Origin of the sequence: Streptomyces sp. NPDC007084, assembly GCF_040703595.1 — a bacterium.
Taxonomy (GTDB): Bacteria; Actinomycetota; Actinomycetes; order Streptomycetales; family Streptomycetaceae; genus Streptomyces.
This window is the reverse complement of the sequence record NZ_JBEYFY010000006.1, coordinates 45,900-64,224: the sequence shown is the minus strand read 5'-3', so window position 1 is coordinate 64,224 and position 18,325 is coordinate 45,900. Positions and strand designations below refer to the sequence as shown.

The following is an 18,325-nucleotide window of genomic DNA, read 5'->3' as shown; positions in this document are numbered from 1 at the left end:
GGTGGATCTGTGGAGGGATGGGGCAGCTGACGCGCGGAGGGACGTCCGAGGCCCACAGGCGGCCCAGTTGATCACACTTTCTCCGGAATCACCCATGCCCCAGCGCAAGTACGTTCTGGCGAAACCAAGAGCCCCACGGATACCGTCATTGCCCTTGACTGACTTGGCTGTACTGATGTCTCACGGGGAGTCACTGTGAAGCGCCGCTCTTTGCCCGTTGCTGCCGCGTTCGCCGCGACCACGGCATTTCTGACGCTGACGGCTTGCGGGGGTGGGGGCGATGGGGGTGGGGGGAGTGATGAGATCGCGGGGGCGGATCAGGGCGCGACGGGCTCGCCGTCGCCGAGCCCGTCCAAGGACGCCGGCCGCCCTTCGGTCACCCTCCCGAGCGATCTCAGCGACACGTTCGTGAGCTGGAAGACCGGCGACGCCACGAAGGACGCCGTTCTCGCAGATGTCGAGCGCCGGGTCGATACAACCAACTACGCCATCACCGAAGGAAACGCGAAGCTGCCCGCCCTCGCCTTCTATTACGAAGGAACCGCGCTGGCCGATGCCCGGGACTGGGTCGCGTCTCTCGCAAAAGACGGCTATTCGATCACGGGCGTCAACCGCTACTACAACGCGAAGGTCGATGTCTTCGACCCCGCCTCGGCAGGCGTCGTGTACTGCGAGGACCAGTCCAAGGCCTTCGCCAAGAACCGTAAGACGGGCAAGATCTACAAGACGGGCGTGGACGACAAGTCGTACGTCCTCTACACAACGCGACTCGAAAAGAACAAGCAGGGGGTCTGGCAGACAACGAAGCTCACGTCGCAGAGGGGGCACAAGTCGTGCACGCCGTGAGTCACAGGGGGCGCGTCGTGGCCGCCTGCGTCGTCGCGAGTGCCATCGCGCTCACACCTGGAACCGCCTTTGCCACGTGGCCGCCGACCAACGGCACTCAGGGCAATACTCGGCAAAGTGCCCAGTCGAATGCCGGAACGCTTGTCTCGAAAGTGAGCTATTCAGGCTCAGTTCGGTCTCGGAGCGGCGACAGCGGCGCAGTTCAGCCGGTGGGCGACTGGACTCCGCCCGCCTGCTGGTACGAGCCTCGGTCCGTAGCCGACTTCAAGGACTACGTCGAGGGGATGTACGAGGAGACCATCAACACCCCCGGCCAGGCCAACTACGCGAAGGCTGCGGTAGGTCAGTTCCGGGACATTTACAAGGACGGCAAGTACAAGGACTACAACGGGGACAAGGCCAACGAGGGGAACTGGTGGGTCGCTGTCCAGAATCCCGACCGCCTCGACGATCCCGCGAGCATGGAATGCGGTGAGCTGCCCTTCTGGGTCGCGAACAACGACGACCCCGGTGTCCCGCAGGCCGTCACGCCCAGGATCCTCGCGGAAGCCGCGTACAACACCATCCAGCTCCCCGACACCAAAGTCACCCTCGCCCCCCAGAACACCACCAAGGTCAACCTCCCCACCTGGGCCTGGCTCGACAAGGCGAAGTTCAAGGAGGTCTCCGTGACCGCGACGCTCGCCGTCGCCGGGCTCGACATCTCCGCGACGACCACCGCGAAGCCCGTCTCCCTCAGGCTGGAGCCGGGAACGGCCGACGCCGAGACCTACCCCTCCTCGGGCGAGTGCCAGGTGAACGGCGACGACTCGATCGGCGCGCCGTACGCGAAGGGCAGGGCCCACGAGACTCCGCCGTGCGGGATCAAGTACCTCCGCTCGTCGGGCAACGGGACGTACAAGCTGAGGGCGACCATCACCTGGGCCGTGAACTGGACCGGCACCGGCGGCGCGGGCGGCGACCTGCCGGACGGCACTTTCGGCACGACCCAGGACGTGACCGTCCAGGAGATCCAGTCCGTCAATCGATGAACGAATGCGGGGCGACCTGTTTGAGGAGGCCACCTGGTGAGGGACATACCTGCCCGGAACCAGCCCCCTGCTTCGCCCTCCTCATTCCCCTGGCGCCTCATGGAGAGCACGCCGTGCAGCGCCGTCTTTTGCCCCTTGCCCATGTCCTCGCCGCGACTGCGGCTCTCGTACTGGCAGGCTGCGGGAACGGGGGCGACGGGTCGAGTGGAAGGGGCAGAAGTGCCCGGCCGGGACACGGCTCATCGGGCGGAACCGCTTCGCCTTCGCCGAGCGTGGCCCGATCGGACGACGCCGGTCGTCCGGTCATCACCCTACCGAGTGGGGTGACCGACGAGTTCGTGGGTTGGAAGACCGGCGACGCGACGAAGGACGCCGTCCTCCTGGACGCCGGCCAGGCGCAGACGGCGATGAACGAGGCGATCCTCAAGGGCACCACGGACACTCCCGACATGGCCTTCTACTACAACGGCAATGCCTTGACCCCGTCCGTCCAGTGGGCGCGGAAGTGGCTTGACGCCGGCCTCACATACACCGGCGCCACGCGCTACTGCGACCCGAAGGTCGAGATCTTTGGCGAAAGCTCTGCCGGGGTCTCGTACTGCGCCGACGAAAGCAAGGCGTACAACCAGGTCCGCAAGACCGGGAAGGTGGACAGGACCCCGGCGGGGAACGAAGCCTACGTCCGGTATGACACGCCGCTGGAGAAGAGTCGGACGGGTGTCTGGCAGACCTCGGGCGGGACATCCGAACGCGGAAGCAGGACCTGTCTTCAGTAACCGCCCGATGGCTTGCCGAGACTCGCCTGTGAAAGGCCGTCCCCTGCTCCTCGCCACCCCTGCCCGACATTGACTCGCCCCGACCCGACCCCGGAGAGAATCACCTGTGAAGTGCCGCTCTACGTCCGCCGCCATTACGCTCACCGCTACCGCGGCGGTCCTGCTGACAGGCTGCGGAAGCGGCAGCCGAGCCCTCCAGGACACCGGCAGCACCTCGGTCGCGGAAAGCGGAGTTCAGGTGCGTTCCGGTTCGCCGCACACAGAGGCGACCGCGGGCGCGTCCGGCATCGAACGGCCGGATATCACGCTGCCGAATGACGTCACCGACGACTTCCAGGACTGGAAGACAGGCGATGAGACGAAGGACGCCGTCCTCGCCGATGCCGGCCACGCCCAGACCGCCACCAACTATGCCATTGTCAAAGGGAATCCGGACGAGCCGGCCCTCGCCTACTACCGTCAGGGCGATGCCCTCGCCAGCGGGGCACAGTGGGTGAGGTCGTTCGTCGACGATGGGATCACCTACACCGGCACCGTGCGGTATTTCGATCCCAAGGTGACCCTCCACAGCAGCACGTCGGCCGACGTGACGTTCTGCACGGACGAGACCAGGGCGTTCAACAAGGACCGTAAGACAGGCAAAGTCGACAGGACACCCTCGGGCAGCGACGCCTACGTTTTCTACAACACCCGCTTGAGGAAGAGCGAGGACGGCGTCTGGCAGACCACGGAGCTGGTGTCCGACAGAGGCAGCGACAAGTGCACGCCCTGAGAACCCAACTCGGCGTTGTTCACCGGTCCGGGAGTCAAGTAGTCCCTCAACCGCTGAGTACGACTGCGTCCAGGCGCCGCACGAGTCGAGTGCGCCCCCACGACAACAGCCTCCCTTCGCGATCTGGAATCACGAAACCATCACCCCCTCACCAAGCCCATGTAAACCCCACCCCATGCGCACCCCAAACACCCTCGCCCACCTCACCCCTCGCTGGTTACGTGCAGACGACAGTAAGTAGGATCGCCGCGGTGATCGCCCTACCCGGACCTGCCGGACTTTCCCGGACCTCCGGGAGGCCTGTGTGGGCTTCTCCCGGCGATCCCTTCACGGACGCAACGGGGAGCGATACACCTTGAGTGACCTGCGGCTCGAAGGAACGATCTTCGAGGATCTACGGAAGACCTTCTCCAGCGTCACCGACCGCGTGGACGCCGCGCGCCGCACCCTCCGGGGCACCGACGGCTCGGTCGTCGGCGACAGCGGACTCGTGGATGACGTACACGACTTCGCGGACGACTGGGGTTACGGAATCAAGCAACTCGGGAAGCACACGCAGGGCGCGGTCAAGATGATCGACAAGATCGGCAAGTCCTTCGAGAAGCTGGACTTGGATCTCGCGGAATCCCTCAAGGCCCCGAAGAAGAAGGGGAACTGAGGCGGCGATGGGACGGCCTTCCTTCCCCCACATAGGCTGGGACCCGGCTCCCGGCGACGTAGAACAGACCCGTGAACTCGCCAAGAAACTCGGCGGACTGGCAACCGAGTTGGGCACGGCGCTGCGCGAGCTGCAACAAATTGAGGTGGGCGCCTGGAAGGGCAAGACCGCAATCGCGTTCAGCGAGCACATCTCCACCGATGTGACCCCACTGATCAAGAAGAGCCACGACTCCTTCGACAAGGCTGCGCGCGCCCTGCACCGCTGGTCCGGGCAACTGGGCGACTTCCAGGAGGAAGCCGACCGGCTGGAGAAGGAAGCGGGAGACAAGCTCGACGCGCAGGCCGAGGCCCAGCGCAAGGCGGACCAGAAGGGTGACGGCAAGGGCAGCGACGAACTCGGCAAGGCCTCGGGCCAGGTCGACGCCGTCATCGCCAAGGTCCACGACCTCGAAGACCGCTACAAGAAGGCCGCTGGCCTGATCAGCAAGGACCTCGACAAGGCGGCGGACATCGCCCCGGACGAGCCCGGCTTCTGGGACCGCCTCGGGGACGGCATCGCGGACGCATGGAACGGAACCGCGGACTGGGTCGCGGACCATGCCGACCTGATCAAGGAGATCGGTGACGTTCTCAGTGACATCACCACAGTGCTGGGCGTCCTCGCCATCATCACCCTGCCGTTCGAACCCCTCGGAGCCATCTTCGGCGCCGCAGCCCTCCTGACCAGCGGACTTGCCCTGCTGACGCACGGAGTCGCCATGGCGGGCGGCGCGGACGTGAGCTGGCTGACGATGGGCACCGATGCAATGGGCCTCCTTCCCGGTATCGGGATGTTCGGCAAGGGGGCGAAGGTGGCCAGCAGGGCCGTGGCCGGTGAACGGATCGCCGAATTCGGCAAGGGCTTCGCCATCTCCCCCATCGACTCGTCCTTCAACTTTCTCGCTACCGGGAAAATGGCGTCCGCCGTCGAAGGTGGCGTCGGTCTGCTGGGAAGGAAGATCGTTCTGGGAGGTGCGGCCAAGAATATCGCCTTGCTCAGCAGCGAGAGCGGGACGATGAATCGGCTGGCCGGCCTTGCCGAAGCCGGATACCACCAGGGGCAGTGGCTGGGAACCAAGGGGGCGGCTCTGCTCGGGGAGAGGTTCACCGTTGATCCGTTGAGCAAACTCGGCAGAGGAATCGACGTCGCAGGCAAGGTCCTGCCCAAGGGGATCAGTATCGGACTGCACCATGGCGATTCGACCGATCCCGGCGACCGCCTCCACCAATCCGCGACCGCACATTGAGGCTCGACACCGATGACGCTTTGGCTTCCCGACGCCAACGAGACACTGATCGCGCGAGTCGCGGTGGGATTCGCCACCGGTGCGGCCACTCCCGTGGCGAACATGCGCTGGTTCCGCGACACCGAGCGCAGGGACATCCAGGACGAGCTGAGAGGCTGGCCGGAGGGCCCCCGCTTCATCGCCCGCGGTGAGAGCGACCGCCGGCTGCGCAAGGGAGCGAAGTTCGGAGCGGGCGTACTGCTCGTGGCGACACTCGGCGTTCTCGAATCGCTAGCAGGCTCGGGAAGCACAGGAAACGCGGCGACGCTGGGGTCTCCCGATGAGCCGGAGAACGAGGTCGAGGACTTCCCGGTCATGTGGGCGGCACCGAACACCCTTGCTCGCACGCTTCCTTGGCAACTGGACCCTGCCCGGCGCCCCAAGACGAACCGCACGCATCTCGTCGTGACGGATCGGCGGGTGCTGATCCTCGGCCTGCGGGACGGCAAGGGCGATCCCGCGGACCAGATTCTCTGGGAGACCGAGCGGTCGAACATCGCCTCCGCCACCCGGAAGGAGTTCAGCCGATACGACACGGACTTCACCATCGTGTTCACCGATGGATCCTGGTGCCGGCTGGCCGGTTGGAACACCAACTGTCGTGATGACGCCACCCGTTCGCTGGAGAACCCACTTCATTTGATGACTCCGGACGACCTCACCCCGGGCCAACAGCGAGCCGTGCGGGAACTCCTCGAAGGCAAGGATGCTGGAGGAACGCTGCTGCTCTACAGACGACCGAGCGGCAACGTCTACGTCACCTACCAGTTCGACGATCGAGTGGACCCCACCTACGGTGTCGGCAGCGCCGCCTTCAAACTCATGAATCCCGACGGCGAGAACGCCCATTTCCAAAAGGGCGACATCTAGACCGGAAGGGAATCCGAACACTCCTGTGTCCACCCACGTCACACCCACCTTGTCCGTACTCGACGACGTGCCGCCGCTCTCCTTCACCACCCCCGAGGGCTTCTTCAGCCTTCCGCTGGCGGCGACCCCTGAGGATCGCGCCGCCCTCGCCGAGTCGTTCGTGCGCGAACTGTACTCCCGGGGCGACGAGGCACTGTGGAACCCGGCGGCTCCGTACTACGCCGCTCTCTCCGAGCAATTGGCGCACACCGGGGTCTCGTACTCGGCGATGGGCCTTTTCTCCACCGACGAGGGGGGTGTCGTCCAGTGTGCTCTGACGGTGGCCGCCGTGGAGACACGGCAGAGCGACCCCGAGATCGCGGCCCACGGTATCCTCACCGCGCTCGGCAGTGATCTACACCGAGATGCCCGGTGGCTCGATCTGCCCTGCGGTCCGGCGGTTTCGTGCGTGACCATGCGAGAGGTGACACTGTCGCCGGAGATCACCGCCAGTGGTGCCGAGGAGCGTCTCCTCACCGGGCAGATCCAGGTGCAGGTGCCGTTCCCGACAGGCCCCTACACGGCGGTGTTCACACTGGACACCGCGTCCACCGAGTACTGGGGTGAGTTCTGCGATCTGCTGATCGCCATTCTCCGTACGTTGTCGTTCCGCGACCCCGCCGCCGACACCTCTGGCCCGGCATCATGACACCGGCCAACCCGGCCGACTCGGCTGCCCCGCTACCAAGGCTGACCGCGCGACTCGGATGACCCCGTGGCACCCCTCCCCCGGTGAAACCCTCCTGGCCCGGACCCCGGGCCGGTTCGCGACCGGCTCGGACAGGGCCGTCGCCGGCATGCGCTGGTTCCGCGACACCCAGCGCAACGACATCCAGAGCGAGCTGGTCGGATGGCCGGACGGTCCGGCCTTCACCGTTCTCTCGAAGTCCGAGCGGCGGGCCCGCGCGTTCGGGGCGTTCGGCGCTCGGCTCGCCCTTCTCGCCGTACTGGCCGTGGTGGAGGCCCTGGCATCCGCCGGGAGCGGGCAACGGCCGCTCGCGCGACCGCGAGAACGAGATCGACGACTTCCCGGTCATGTGGGCGGCGCCCGGCACGCTCGCCCGTACGCTCCCCTGGCAGCTCGACCCGAGCCGCTGCCCGGAGAACTACCGCACGCACATCGTCGTCACCGACCGCCGCGTGCTCGTGATCGGCCTTGCCGACGACGACACCGCCCAGGACGAAGTGCTCTGGCAGACCGACCGCGACCACATCGCGAACAACGCGGCGCACTCCAGTCCGTGGTCACGAAGCGCCCCAGTGGAAACTTCACGATCGAGGTGGCCACCGAGCCCGAGCCGAATCCGCGCCGGGGCACTGACCCGGGGATCAGAATCATGGGCCCGAACGGCGAAAGCGTGAAATTCAAACCAGGCGACCTCTGAGCGGAACGAAGATCCCCGTGACCACCCCGCCCGGAGATCCACCGTCCCCTGAGGACGCACAAGGACAGCACAAGGACGCAAAAGGACCCTCGTGAGCACACACACCTGGCAGCCCCCATCAGGCGAGACTCTCCTCGCCCGTGCCCCCGTCGCCTTCGCCACCGGAGCCGCCGTGCGGGTCAGAGGCAAGCGGTGGTTTCGTGACCCGGAGCGGCGCGACATACAGGGGGAGTTGACCGGATGGCCCGAAGGACCGTCCTACACCGCCCGGTCGGGGGTCCACTCGGCCGCGCGGAATACGGTCAAGGCGCTGGCCATGGTCGTGGGAGTCGCCATCATGGCCGTACTCAGTGCGGCGGGAGGGAACGTCACCGGGACCAACATCCCCGGCTCGGGCTCCGACACCCCGGACGACCCAGACGACGAGGTATACGACTTCCCCGTCATCTGGGCGGCGCCCGGGGCCATCGCCCGCACCCTGCCCTGGCAACTCGACCCCGGCCGGTCAAACGAGAAGCGCTACCGCACGCACGCGATCCTCACCGACCGTCGGCTCCTCATCGTCGGATTCCCCTTCCACAAGAAGGACTTGAAGAAAATCGAGGACGAGGTCCTCTGGGAAGTACCGCGCTCGGCCATAAGCCGCGTAGAGCGGAAGAACTTCAAGACCGGACACGATTTCAAGGTCACCTTCACCGACGGCTCGTGGTGCAGGCTGAGCAGTTTCGTCCGGGATCGCCTGATCCGCTATCTGTTGCCGACCGAACTGATCGCCCGGGAAGCGCTGACCACGGCACAGCGGGCCGCGGTCGACGCGTACGCCGCCGAGGTGCGGCCTCCTATCGGCGTCGAGCCCATCATCAGCCGCCCGCCGGGGGGCAATTACCGCGTGGAGTTCCTTCTGCCGGACGATCTGGACGCCTACTTCGGCGCGTCGGAGACAAACACTCTGATCGATGCCGAAGGCAGGGAAGTCCGACCCGAGGACTACCTCCCGGCAGATCTCTGAAGCCCATCCCCCTCATTCAAGAAGTCCCAACAGCACAGCCGTGAAACCGGCGCCCCCCGGCACACCCCACACCCCACACCCCACACCCCACACCCCACACCCCACACCCCACACCAAGGCTCGGCACTGATGACGATCTGGCAACCTGACGCGAACGAGACACTGATCGCGCGGTCCGCGGTGAACTTCGCCACCGGCGCTGCCATTCCCGTGGCAGACATGCGCTGGTTCCGGGACACCGAGCGGAGGGACATCCAGGACGACCTGCCGGGCTGGCCGGAGGGACCACGCTTCACCGCCCGCGGCAAGAACGACCGACGGCTGCGCAAGGGCGGGAAGTTCGGAGCGGGTCTGCTTCTCGTGGCGACCCTCGGCGTCCTCGAATCCCTTGCCGGCTCGGGCAGCACGGGCAGTGCCGCCCGGCTCGGCACACCGGAGGACCCGGCCGACGAGGTCGAGGACTTCCCCGTCATGTGCGCGGCGCCGGGCACCCTCGCCCGGACCCTTCCTTGGCAGCTCGATCCAGGCAGGCGCCCTGAGGCCGACCGTACGCACATGGTCGTCACGGACCGCCGCGTCCTCGTCCTCGGACTGCAGGACAACGAGGACGACCCGGCCGACCAGATCCTCTGGGAGACCGCGCGATCAAGCATCGCCGCTGCGGCACGGAAGGACTTCTGCAGGTACGGCACGGACTTCACCATCACGTTCACCGACGGGTCCTGGTGCCGGCTCGCGGGGTGGAACAGCAACTGCCGCAACAACGTCACCCCTGCCCTGGAGAACCCTCTCCCTTTGACGGCCCCGGAGGACCTCACACCAGGCCGGCGCTCCGAGGGCCATCCACCCCGCGTCACGTCGCCCCCGGTCGCTCACTCCCAGTACAGCGTCCCTGCCACCGCGTCGAACAGTTCCACCATGCGGTCGGCCAGTGGGTCGACGGGAGTTGAGAAGTCGAGCAGGAGCCAACGCTTCGACGCGGGAACCCTGACGTAGTAAGTGAGGGCCGTCGTGGGGAGAGTGTTCCCCATCTGCGCCCGCGGGTCGGCAGCCTTCCGTTCGCGGTGTCGCACGGCGCCCCCGCCCATCTCCAGCTCCACCACGCCGAGTTCGGCGTCCGCCCCGACATCGCCGTCTGCCAGGTACTCCGCCAGTTCGTCGGCGTCCGAGCATTCCGGCCACTCGCCCGGGGCGGGCAGGCTGACAAGGAGGGAGGACGCCAGCGGCACGGGCCCGATCGTGAGCGTGGAGAGATAAAGCTCGATGCCACCCACCTGGTAGGCCTCCTTCGCCTTGCGCTGGAGGTCCCGCATGAGCTGGTCCCGGAGGTGCGGCGCGTTGTCGACACCGCGGAACGTACGGTCGGCGAGGGCGATGATGGCCCGGTCGCGCTCGTCGGGATCAAGGGCGAGCTGGAACCAGCCGTCCGGAACGACGACGTGGTAGTCCTGGGGAGGAGAGGTGAATTCCCCGGCCCGCTTCATTCGGTCTCTCCCGTGGCGGCCGGTACGCCGTCTCCCGGAGCGAGCGGCGTGATCCGCAGCGTCCGCACTGCTTCGTCGGCAAGCTCGGCGATGTCCTCCGTCCGGGCGATCGCCTCCCAGGTGACCGTCACCACGATGAGGCTCTTCATGCCCGGCGGCAGAACGGCGTACCTGATGAACTCGGTGAGCTTTCGGCCGAAGCCGAACATCCGCTTCACCCGCAGCATCGCCTGTACGCGCACAGCGGGACCGGCGGGCAGGTCCAGATACTCGACCCGCGGCTCGCCCGCGATCTCCCCGTTCGCCCACTCCAGGAGGACGGGCCGGAAATCCTCGCGCGTAGGACGCTCCACACCCTCGTCACCGTACGAGTCGACCATCAGGTTGGCGAGGGCCTCACCGCTTTCGGTGTAGTAGGCCGCCGCGAGCGTCGGGATGTCCTCGTTGAGGTCGACCGCGCGTTCGACCATGTCGTCGAAGACGGCGCTCTTCTCGACTTCGAGCCCCAGCGGGTTCAGGCTGTTCACGACCTGGGTGGCCAGTGCCTTCGCCTCGGCCCTGGTCCCCTCGCGGAGTGTCAGGTCGATCCATCCGGGCTGGAACTCGAGGCGGCACTCGAAATCCTCGGCCAGGGGAGCAGGCTCGTCCGGTGCGGTCACATCGTTCCTTTCACGCGAGGGCGCGGTGGTGGTGGTGGGGGGGTGAATCACTCGAGGAGTGGGTCGAGATTGCCGTCCAGGGCAAGGCCGCCCAGCGTAATCCCACTGCCGACGACCCCCAGGCGGCCGGCTGTCCTGGAGATCTTGTTGAGGGCATTGGAGTCGAACTGCCCGCTCAGCGCCGAAGTGCCCAATTTGATCGACTTGAGGTCGGATGCCACACCGGGGTCCGCGATGGAGAAGGATTTCCCAACGCCTTTGAAGAGGTTGCCGCCGCCCCGGGCGGAAAGTTCGTTCCCGGCCTTGGAATAGTTGCCGCCGCCGGGCTTGAGGGCCTTGAGGTTGCCGCTCCAGGAACTCGCGGAGAACGGCTCGGTGAACGGCTCCTTGAGGGATTTCCAGACGTCACCCTTGCCCAGCTTGAAGGACTTTCCGGAAGCACGCCGGAGGTTCTTGTTCGCGCGGCTCACCTGGCGGACGGTTCTCGCCGCACCGGCCCTTCCGAGCTTGCCGAGCGCGCCCTTGGCGAACTTGCCCGCGATCTTCGAGAAACCCTTGCCGACACCCATCATGAGGAATCCGAGCGCGGCAAGCCCAAGGTCCATCCACTCCGCGTTGCCCTGAAGCACCTGCACGAAGGTCGCCGCGAAGTTGGCCAACGTGGCGATCATGGCTATGGCACCCAGAACTCCGGCCAAGGCCTGTCCGATCACCGGAATCCATCCGACCACGAGCGAGAGGATGCCGCACCACGTGGCGATGCGGCCGGTGACGTCCGCGATGTCCTTGACCAGGGTGTCCCAGAAACCGTCCTTCAGGGAGTCGTGATTGATGACGGCGTCGATGGAGTCGCGGGCCCGCCTGGCCGCGTCGTCCCGGATCTTCCTGGCGGCGGCGATCTTCTCCCGGGCCGCGGCGATCTCGTCGCCGGCGGAGTCGCGCTGGTCCTCCAGGTCACTGCGGGTCTTGTCGTCCTTGGCCCGGTCAGCCGCGTCCTTGCTCCCACCCTTGCCCGGCATCCCGTCGAGGCTCCGTTGAGCCGCGCCTCTGCGCTCGTCGGCTTCCTTCGCGTCCTTGAGGGCCGCATCGGCGATCTCCTGGGCGCGGTTCAGGTCAGACGCGTAGTCACGGGGCGAAGCGTGCAGCTTGTCCTGATAACTGCCGCCGGTTTCGACGACTTCGGAGCCGATGGCGGTGGCCGCGGTGTCGTACCGTTTGAAGGCGGCTTCGAGTTTCCTGACGTTGCCCTTGGCCTTCTCGCGGAACTCCTTGCCCGCTTGGCTGTCCCAGGCATCGACGTCGGCCACGGCTTTGAGGTTCCGGATCTGCCGGTCCAGCTCCTCGGCGGTCTTCCGCAATTGCCGCCCGAGAGCGGCCATGCGGTCCGGATCGCCGGGTATGGGATCGCTGTCGGCGACCGGATGCCAGTCGCGCGGGCGGCCCGGCATCGTCAGTTCCCCTTCCGCTTGGGGTCCTGAGCACCACGGATCGCCTCGGCCAGCTGATGATCGACGTCCTCGTACGCCTTCGCGGCGGCCTTCGCGATCTGCGCGAGAGTGTCGATCTCACCCGTCAGCTTCTCGCGGCTGATCTCCCAGTTCTCGGCGAAATCGGCGAACTTGTCGGCCAACGCGGTATTGCCGAAGTCGCCCTCGTACTGGTCGCCCAACTTGTCCAGACCGTCGAACGCCTTCTTGACCTTGCCGAGGCCGGTTCCCATCTCCCTGATCACATCCAGATCGAGCCGGGTGTGATCACTTCCGCCGCCCATGACGCCCCCGTCGTGCCGCGCTGTCGAGATGCCGTGGATCCGTCGGAAACGACGGAAGCCACCCGTACGACGGGACGCCCGGCGTCCCGTCGTACGCGGTCGCAATGGCCCGAGGGAACCCTCAGCCCTTCACACCTCAGCCCTTCACACCCTTGGCCAGCTGGTCATCAAGGTCCTCGTACGCCTTCGCCGCGTCCTCGAGGAACTTGGCCATTCCCTTGAGGCCCTCCAGCGTGTCCTTCATGCCCTTCGTGAATTCCTTGAAGGAGTCGTCGAAGGCCTGGGAGCCCTTGGACGTGGTGTAGCCGTCGGCGACGAGGCCGTCGATGTAGCTGTCGAGGCCGTGGAGCTTGTCCTCCATCTTTTCCTTCTCGTGGCCCAGTCGCTTAGCAGCGTGCCGCATCTTGTCGTAAGTGATGTCAGCGTCTTTGCCGCCGGCCATGTGGCGTCCTCCATACTCAACTCGCCGCAGGGCCAACCCCCGTGGCTCCTGGTGCGGATGATGCGATCGTCCGCGTTGAGCAAGCAGCTTAACTACGACGCTTGCAGCAGCACACCCCGGTTCTGTCACGAGCCCGCACCAGAGGGAGGGCCGAGCGGCCGGGCACCGGCGCTGGGCGGGCGGGGGCGCGCCGGGCGGCTGCCGGGCGGGCTCGGGGGTGCCTTCGTCGTTCCCTCACAACGCCCGTTGCCTGCGGGAAGGGGTAAGCGGATATCGTCGGGGACACTGTGGCCCGCGTTCCGGAAGCGGCCTCGGGTGTCTGGGGGAGGACGAGCGTGCGGCTCACTCTGACCGTCGTCGATCCGCTCGGCGGGGCCACCGCCGACGTCGTACTGGACGCGGATCCGGAGTCCTCGGTGGGGGACATCGCCAAGGAGCTGGCCGAGCAGGTCGGTTACGGCGGCGGCGCGCAGATCATCCCGATCGGGCAGCACCCGGGCGGGGCGGGCGGCGGCGCGCCGGTCGCCTACGTCGACGGCTACCCCGTCGACCCCGCCGCGACCATCGGCACCTCACCGCTGCGCGAGGGCGCCGTCGTCAGCCTGCACGATCCCGCCGGGTGCCTGCCCGGCGAGCCGACCGGGCTGGTCGAGCTGCGGGTGGCCGGCGGTCCCGCCGCGGGCGCCGTGCACCGGCTCGGCATCGGCCGCTACGACATCGGCAGCGGCCCCGCCTCGTACATCCGCGTCGACGATCCCGAACTCCCGTCCCGCGCACTGACGTTGTCCGTCGCCAGCGACGGCACCTGCCGACTCGACGTCCACGGCGAGAAGGAGAAGGACGACTCCGGCGCGACGGAAGACTCCGGTACGAACGGACGCTCCCGTACGCAGGGCCGGGTCCGGCTCGACGGAGAGGACTTCGGCTCGCTCGACGGCGGCTCCTGGCCCCTCGGCAGTCAGGTCGCCGTCGGCAACACCCTTCTCCAGCTGGACCGTTACACGCCCCCGAACGCCGCCCTCAAGTGGTCGGACGACGGGGCCGGGCTCGACTACAACCGGCCGCCGCGGCTGCTTCCGCCGGAGCGGGAGACGAAGTTCCGGCTGCCGAGTCCCGTACGGGACTACGAGGCACGGCCGTTGCCCTGGCTGATGGCGCTGACACCGCTGGTCAGTGCCGTCGTCATGGTGATGGTCTTCGGGCGCTGGTACTACATGATCATGGCGCTGCTGAGCCCGCTCATCATGCTCGGCAACTACTTCATGGACAAGAAGCAGGGGCGTACGTCCCACGCGAAGCAGGTCAAGGAGTACAAGGAGCACAAGGAGCGGATCGAGAAGGACGCCCAGGAGGCGCTGGCCGCCGAGCGGCTCGACCGGCGTGAGGCGATACCCGACCCGGCGACCGTGCTGTCCCTGGGCACCGGGCCGCGCACCCGCCTGTGGGAGCGCCGCCGCACCGACGCCGACCACCTGCTGCTGCGCGTCGGCACCGGCCAGATGCCCTCCGAGGTCGTCCTGGACGACCCGGAGCAGGACGATCACAAGCGCCAGGTGACCTGGACCATCGAGGACGCGCCGGTCGCCCTGCCGCTGGTGGAGCGCGGGGTCGTCGGTATCGCCGGGCCCGGTGACTCGGCGCGGGCGCTGGGGCGTTGGGCCGTCGCGCAGACCGCCGCGCTGCACAGCCCGCTGGACGTCCAGTTCTACGTGCTGACGGAGAGCGGCGGCCGGGACGACTGGGACTGGGTGCGCTGGCTGCCGCACAGCCGGCCGGCCGGAGCGCAGGACGCCAACGTGCTCATCGGCACGGACGCCGAGACCGTCGGCGCCCGCATCGGCGAGCTGACCCAGCTCCTCGACGCCCGCCAGAAGGCTGCCCGGGCGAACGGCAACAAGGCCTCCTTCAGCGACCCCGACATCATCGTCGTATGGGACGGCTCGCGCCGGCTGCGGTCCATGCCGGGTGTGGTGCGGCTGCTGCGCGAGGGCCCGGCCATGTCGATGTACGCGATCTGCCTGGACTCCGAGGAGCGGTTCCTGCCCGGCGAGTGCCAGGCCATCGTGATCGCGGAGCCGAAGCCCGAGGAGCACGCGGCAGTCGGGCGGCAGGCATCCGGCGCCGTGCCGGCCGCACCAGCCACACCGGCCACACCTGCGGCGCCCGGCGGTTTCCCCGCCTTGCCCGCCTTCCCCTCCTTCCACGCCTGGCACGCCACCGAGCGGGACGACTCCGCCGACGGCACCGGCAAACCCCTCCAACTGCGGCTGCGGGTACAGCAGACGGGCATCGCGCGGGTGCGGAACGTCCGCCCGGACTTCGTGTCGGCCGCCTGGTGCGGACGCCTCGCGCGCGCCCTGTCCCCGCTGCGCGACATCAGCGGGGAGACCGAGGACTCGGCGCTGCCCGCGGCCAGCCGCCTGCTGGACGTGCTCCAGTTGGAGCCGCCGACGAGCGAGGCGATCACCGCGCGCTGGCGGCTGGGCGGCCAGTCGACCATGGCGGTCATCGGCGAGTCGTACGACGGCCCGTTCGGCATCGACATGCGGCGGGACGGGCCGCACGGCCTGATCGCCGGTACGACGGGCTCCGGCAAGTCGGAGCTGCTCCAGACCATCGTGGCGTCACTGGCGGTGGCCAACACCCCGGAGAACATGACCTTCGTGCTCGTCGACTACAAGGGCGGCTCGGCGTTCAAGGACTGCGTCAAACTCCCGCACACCGTCGGCATGGTGACCGACCTCGACGCCCATCTCGTGGAACGCGCCCTGGAGTCGCTGGGCGCGGAGCTGAAGCGGCGCGAGCACATCCTCGCCGCGGCCGACGCCAAGGACATCGAGGACTACCAGGATCTCGTACGCCGTGATCCCTCGCACGCTCCGGTGCCCCGACTCCTCATCGTCATCGACGAGTTCGCCTCCATGGTGCGCGACCTGCCCGACTTCGTGACGGGTCTGGTCAACATCGCCCAGCGGGGCCGTTCGCTCGGCATCCACCTGCTGCTCGCCACCCAGCGGCCGAGCGGTGTCGTCTCGCCGGAGATCCGGGCCAACACCAACCTGCGGATCGCGCTGCGGGTGACCGACGGCGGCGAGTCCAGCGACGTCATCGACTCCCCCGAGGCCGGGCACATCTCCAAGAGCACCCCGGGCCGGGCCTACGTCCGGCTCGGGCACGCCTCGCTGGTGCCGTTCCAGTCGGGCCGCGTCGGCGGCCGGCGGCCCGGCGCGGCCGATCCGGCGGCGCTCGCCCCCTGGGCCGGGCCGCTGACCTGGGAGGACCTGGGGCGGGCCGCGCTGGTCAGGCCGAAGGCCGAGCAGCGCGAGGAGGAGGAGATCACCGACCTGAAGGTGCTGGTCGACGCGGTCCGCGACGCCAACCGGGCGCTCGGCATCCCGCGGCAGCACAGCCCCTGGCTGCCCGCGCTCTCCGAGACGCTGCTGCTGGACGAGATCCCGGTGCCCGCGTTCGCCGGCGGCCCCGGCAAGCTGCCGCCCGCCCCGTACGGGGTGGAGGACCTGCCCGCCGACCAGGCCCGCCGGCCGGTCGTCGTGGACTTCGCCTCCTTCGGGCACCTGCTCATCGGCGGCGCCCCGCGCAGTGGCCGCTCGCAGATCCTGCGCACGATCGCGGGCTCGCTGGCCCGCACCCACTCGGCGGCGGACGTCCACCTGTACGGCATCGACTGCGGCAACGGCGCGCTCAACGCGCTGACCCGGCTGCCGCACTGCGGCGCCGTCGTGGGCCGCAACCAGACGGAGCGCGTGGTCCGCCTCATCGCCCGCCTCAAGGGTGAACTGACGCGCAGGCAGGACCTGTTGGCAGACAAGGGGTTCGCGGACATCGGCGAGCAGCGGGCCGCCGTACCGGCCGAGGAGCGGCTGCCGCACATCGTGGTGCTGCTGGACCGCTGGGAGGGCTGGCTGCCGACCCTCGGCGAGTACGACCACGGTGACCTCACCGACCAGTTGACCGCGATGATGCGCGAGGGCGCGAGCGTCGGCCTGCACATGGTGATGACGGGCGACCGGCAGATCCTCTCCACCCGGATCGGCTCGCTCACCGAGGACAAGTACGGTCTGCGGCTCGCGGACCGCTCCGACTTCTCGCTCATCGGCATCAACGCGCGCAAGATCCCTGAGGAGATCCCGCCGGGCCGCGGCTACCGCAACGAGCACGGCACGGAGACGCAGTTCGCGCTGCTCACCGAGGACGCGACCGGACAGGGGCAGGCCGCCGCGCTCGCCGCGATCGGCGAGGAGGCCGCCGCCCGGGACGCCCAACTGCCGCGCGAGAGGCGCCCGTTCCGCGTGGACGTGCTGCCGACCCGGATCAGTTTCGCCGACGCCTGGGAGATGCGCGACCCGGACGCCGCCCGCTCCAGGCTGTGGGGGCTGGTGGGCATCGGCGGCGACGACATCATGGGCTTCGGCCCGGACCTGTCCCAGGGCGTGCCGACGTTCGTGATCGCGGGCCCGGCCAAGTCGGGCCGCAGTACGACGCTGCTGAACCTGGCCCGCTCCTATCTGGCCCAGGGCGTCCGGCTGGTGATCGCGGCGCCCCGGCCGTCCCCGCTGCGTGAACTGGACGGCCAGGACGGCGTGTTGAAGGTGTTCGACGAGGATGACATCGAGAGCGACGACCTGCGCGAGGCCATCGACTCGGCGTCGCGCGAGGAACCGGTCGTGGTCCTGGTCGACGACGGCGAGGTGCTGGAGGACTGCGACGCGGAGACGGTCTTCAAGCGGATCGTGCAGCGCGGCGCCGAACGCGGCCTCGGCCTGGTCATCGCCGGTGACGAGGAGGACGTGTGCAGCGGGTTCTCCGGCTGGCAGGTCGAGATGAAGAAGGGCCGCCGCGGCATCCTGCTGTCCCCGCAGGACTCCTCGGCGGGCGAACTGATCGGCATCCGGACCAACCGCAGCATGGTCGGCGGCCCGGTCGCCCCCGGCAAGGGCCTGCTGCACCTCGGCGACGGCGAACCCCTCACCGTCACCACACCGATGTGACCCCGCGCCGGCATCCCCGAGGGGCGGAGAGAAGCGGGCGTCCGGCGGGCAGTGGTGGTCCGGCTGTCTCGTGCTGCTGACCGGCACGGCGGCCATCGCCGGGTCACGCTCCCGCGCATGACGTGAGGGCCGGTGCTCTGAGGCCCGTGTTCGGGGCCCGTGTTCGGGGGCCCGTGTTCGGGGGCCCGTGTTCGGGGGCCCGTGTTCGGGGGCCCGTGTTCGGGGGCCCGTGTTCGGGGGCCCGTGT

General features: G+C 68.2%; 15 protein-coding genes. 11 read left to right on the top strand and 4 right to left on the bottom strand.

The features are described from left to right. Positions 1 to 195 precede the first annotated feature (195 nt). The 10 genes from AB0912_RS07910 to AB0912_RS07865 all read left to right on the top strand — a co-directional run bounded on the left by AB0912_RS07910 (position 196) and on the right by AB0912_RS07865 (position 9,709). Positions 196 to 846 carry a hypothetical protein gene (locus tag AB0912_RS07910; RefSeq protein WP_366697092.1) on the top strand — a complete coding sequence of 217 codons (651 nt, stop codon included), beginning with the start codon at positions 196 to 198 and terminating at the stop codon, positions 844 to 846. A gap of 209 nt (positions 847 to 1,055) precedes the next feature. Further along, positions 1,056 to 1,877 (top strand): hypothetical protein, encoded by an 822-nt coding sequence (locus AB0912_RS07905; protein WP_366697091.1) that lies wholly within the window; start codon positions 1,056 to 1,058, stop codon positions 1,875 to 1,877. Positions 1,878 to 2,200: 323 nt separating this feature from the next. Beyond that, positions 2,201 to 2,653, top strand: coding sequence for a hypothetical protein (locus tag AB0912_RS07900; RefSeq protein ID WP_366697090.1), 453 nt, complete (start codon positions 2,201 to 2,203; stop codon positions 2,651 to 2,653). A 238-nt stretch (positions 2,654 to 2,891) separates the two neighbouring features. After that, positions 2,892 to 3,425 carry a hypothetical protein gene (locus AB0912_RS07895; RefSeq protein ID WP_366697089.1) on the top strand — a complete coding sequence of 178 codons (534 nt, stop codon included), beginning with the start codon at positions 2,892 to 2,894 and terminating at the stop codon, positions 3,423 to 3,425. Between the two features lie 355 nt (positions 3,426 to 3,780). After that, positions 3,781 to 4,083 (top strand): hypothetical protein, encoded by a 303-nt coding sequence (locus tag AB0912_RS07890; RefSeq protein WP_366697088.1) that lies wholly within the window; start codon positions 3,781 to 3,783, stop codon positions 4,081 to 4,083. A gap of 7 nt (positions 4,084 to 4,090) precedes the next feature. Continuing rightward, on the top strand, positions 4,091 to 5,371 hold the full coding sequence (locus AB0912_RS07885) for an enoyl-CoA hydratase/isomerase family protein (RefSeq protein WP_366697087.1): 1,281 nt from the start codon (positions 4,091 to 4,093) through the stop codon (positions 5,369 to 5,371). A gap of 12 nt (positions 5,372 to 5,383) precedes the next feature. After that, positions 5,384 to 6,280 carry a hypothetical protein gene (locus tag AB0912_RS07880; RefSeq protein WP_366697086.1) on the top strand — a complete coding sequence of 299 codons (897 nt, stop codon included), beginning with the start codon at positions 5,384 to 5,386 and terminating at the stop codon, positions 6,278 to 6,280. Positions 6,281 to 6,305: 25 nt separating this feature from the next. Continuing rightward, complete coding sequence (locus AB0912_RS07875; protein WP_366697085.1) at positions 6,306 to 6,968, top strand: hypothetical protein; 663 nt, start codon at positions 6,306 to 6,308, stop codon at positions 6,966 to 6,968. 827 nt (positions 6,969 to 7,795) lie between these two features. Further along, on the top strand, positions 7,796 to 8,713 hold the full coding sequence (locus AB0912_RS07870) for a hypothetical protein (RefSeq protein WP_366697084.1): 918 nt from the start codon (positions 7,796 to 7,798) through the stop codon (positions 8,711 to 8,713). 129 nt (positions 8,714 to 8,842) lie between these two features. After that, positions 8,843 to 9,709 carry a hypothetical protein gene (locus AB0912_RS07865; RefSeq protein WP_366697083.1) on the top strand — a complete coding sequence of 289 codons (867 nt, stop codon included), beginning with the start codon at positions 8,843 to 8,845 and terminating at the stop codon, positions 9,707 to 9,709. Between the two features lie 484 nt (positions 9,710 to 10,193). Here AB0912_RS07865 and AB0912_RS07860 read toward each other — a convergent pair whose 3' ends face one another. The 4 genes from AB0912_RS07860 to AB0912_RS07845 all read right to left on the bottom strand — a co-directional run bounded on the left by AB0912_RS07860 (position 10,194) and on the right by AB0912_RS07845 (position 12,988). Then, positions 10,194 to 10,856: a hypothetical protein gene (locus AB0912_RS07860; protein ID WP_366697082.1), complete on the bottom strand. Its 663-nt coding sequence runs from the start codon at positions 10,854 to 10,856 to the stop codon at positions 10,194 to 10,196. 47 nt (positions 10,857 to 10,903) lie between these two features. Continuing rightward, entirely contained in the window at positions 10,904 to 12,304 is a 1,401-nt protein-coding gene (locus tag AB0912_RS07855) for a putative T7SS-secreted protein (RefSeq protein WP_366697081.1), read from the bottom strand. A 2-nt stretch (positions 12,305 to 12,306) separates the two neighbouring features. Next, positions 12,307 to 12,627, bottom strand: coding sequence for a hypothetical protein (locus AB0912_RS07850; protein WP_366697080.1), 321 nt, complete (start codon positions 12,625 to 12,627; stop codon positions 12,307 to 12,309). Between the two features lie 136 nt (positions 12,628 to 12,763). Continuing rightward, entirely contained in the window at positions 12,764 to 12,988 is a 225-nt protein-coding gene (locus AB0912_RS07845; RefSeq protein WP_366697079.1) for a WXG100 family type VII secretion target, read from the bottom strand. Between the two features lie 416 nt (positions 12,989 to 13,404). Here AB0912_RS07845 and AB0912_RS07840 point away from each other — a divergent pair, with 416 nt between their 5' ends. Beyond that, the gene (locus AB0912_RS07840; protein WP_366697078.1) at positions 13,405 to 18,078 is read left to right on the top strand and encodes an FtsK/SpoIIIE domain-containing protein; all 4,674 of its coding nucleotides are present in this window, start codon (positions 13,405 to 13,407) and stop codon (positions 18,076 to 18,078) included. Positions 18,079 to 18,325: the final 247 nt, after the last annotated feature.

What these genes read in the sequence shown, in the direction of transcription:
- AB0912_RS07845 (WP_366697079.1), bottom strand. Translation starts at nt 12,988, where the DNA reads ATGGAGGACAAGCTCCACGGCCTCGACAGCTACATCGACGGCCTCGTC.
- AB0912_RS07885 (WP_366697087.1), top strand. Translation starts at nt 4,091, where the DNA reads ATGGGACGGCCTTCCTTCCCCCACATAGGCTGGGACCCGGCTCCCGGC.
- AB0912_RS07855 (WP_366697081.1), bottom strand. Translation starts at nt 12,304, where the DNA reads ATGCCGGGCCGCCCGCGCGACTGGCATCCGGTCGCCGACAGCGATCCC.
- AB0912_RS07850 (WP_366697080.1), bottom strand. Translation starts at nt 12,627, where the DNA reads ATGGGCGGCGGAAGTGATCACACCCGGCTCGATCTGGATGTGATCAGG.
- AB0912_RS07865 (WP_366697083.1), top strand. Translation starts at nt 8,843, where the DNA reads ATGACGATCTGGCAACCTGACGCGAACGAGACACTGATCGCGCGGTCC.
- AB0912_RS07880 (WP_366697086.1), top strand. Translation starts at nt 5,384, where the DNA reads ATGACGCTTTGGCTTCCCGACGCCAACGAGACACTGATCGCGCGAGTC.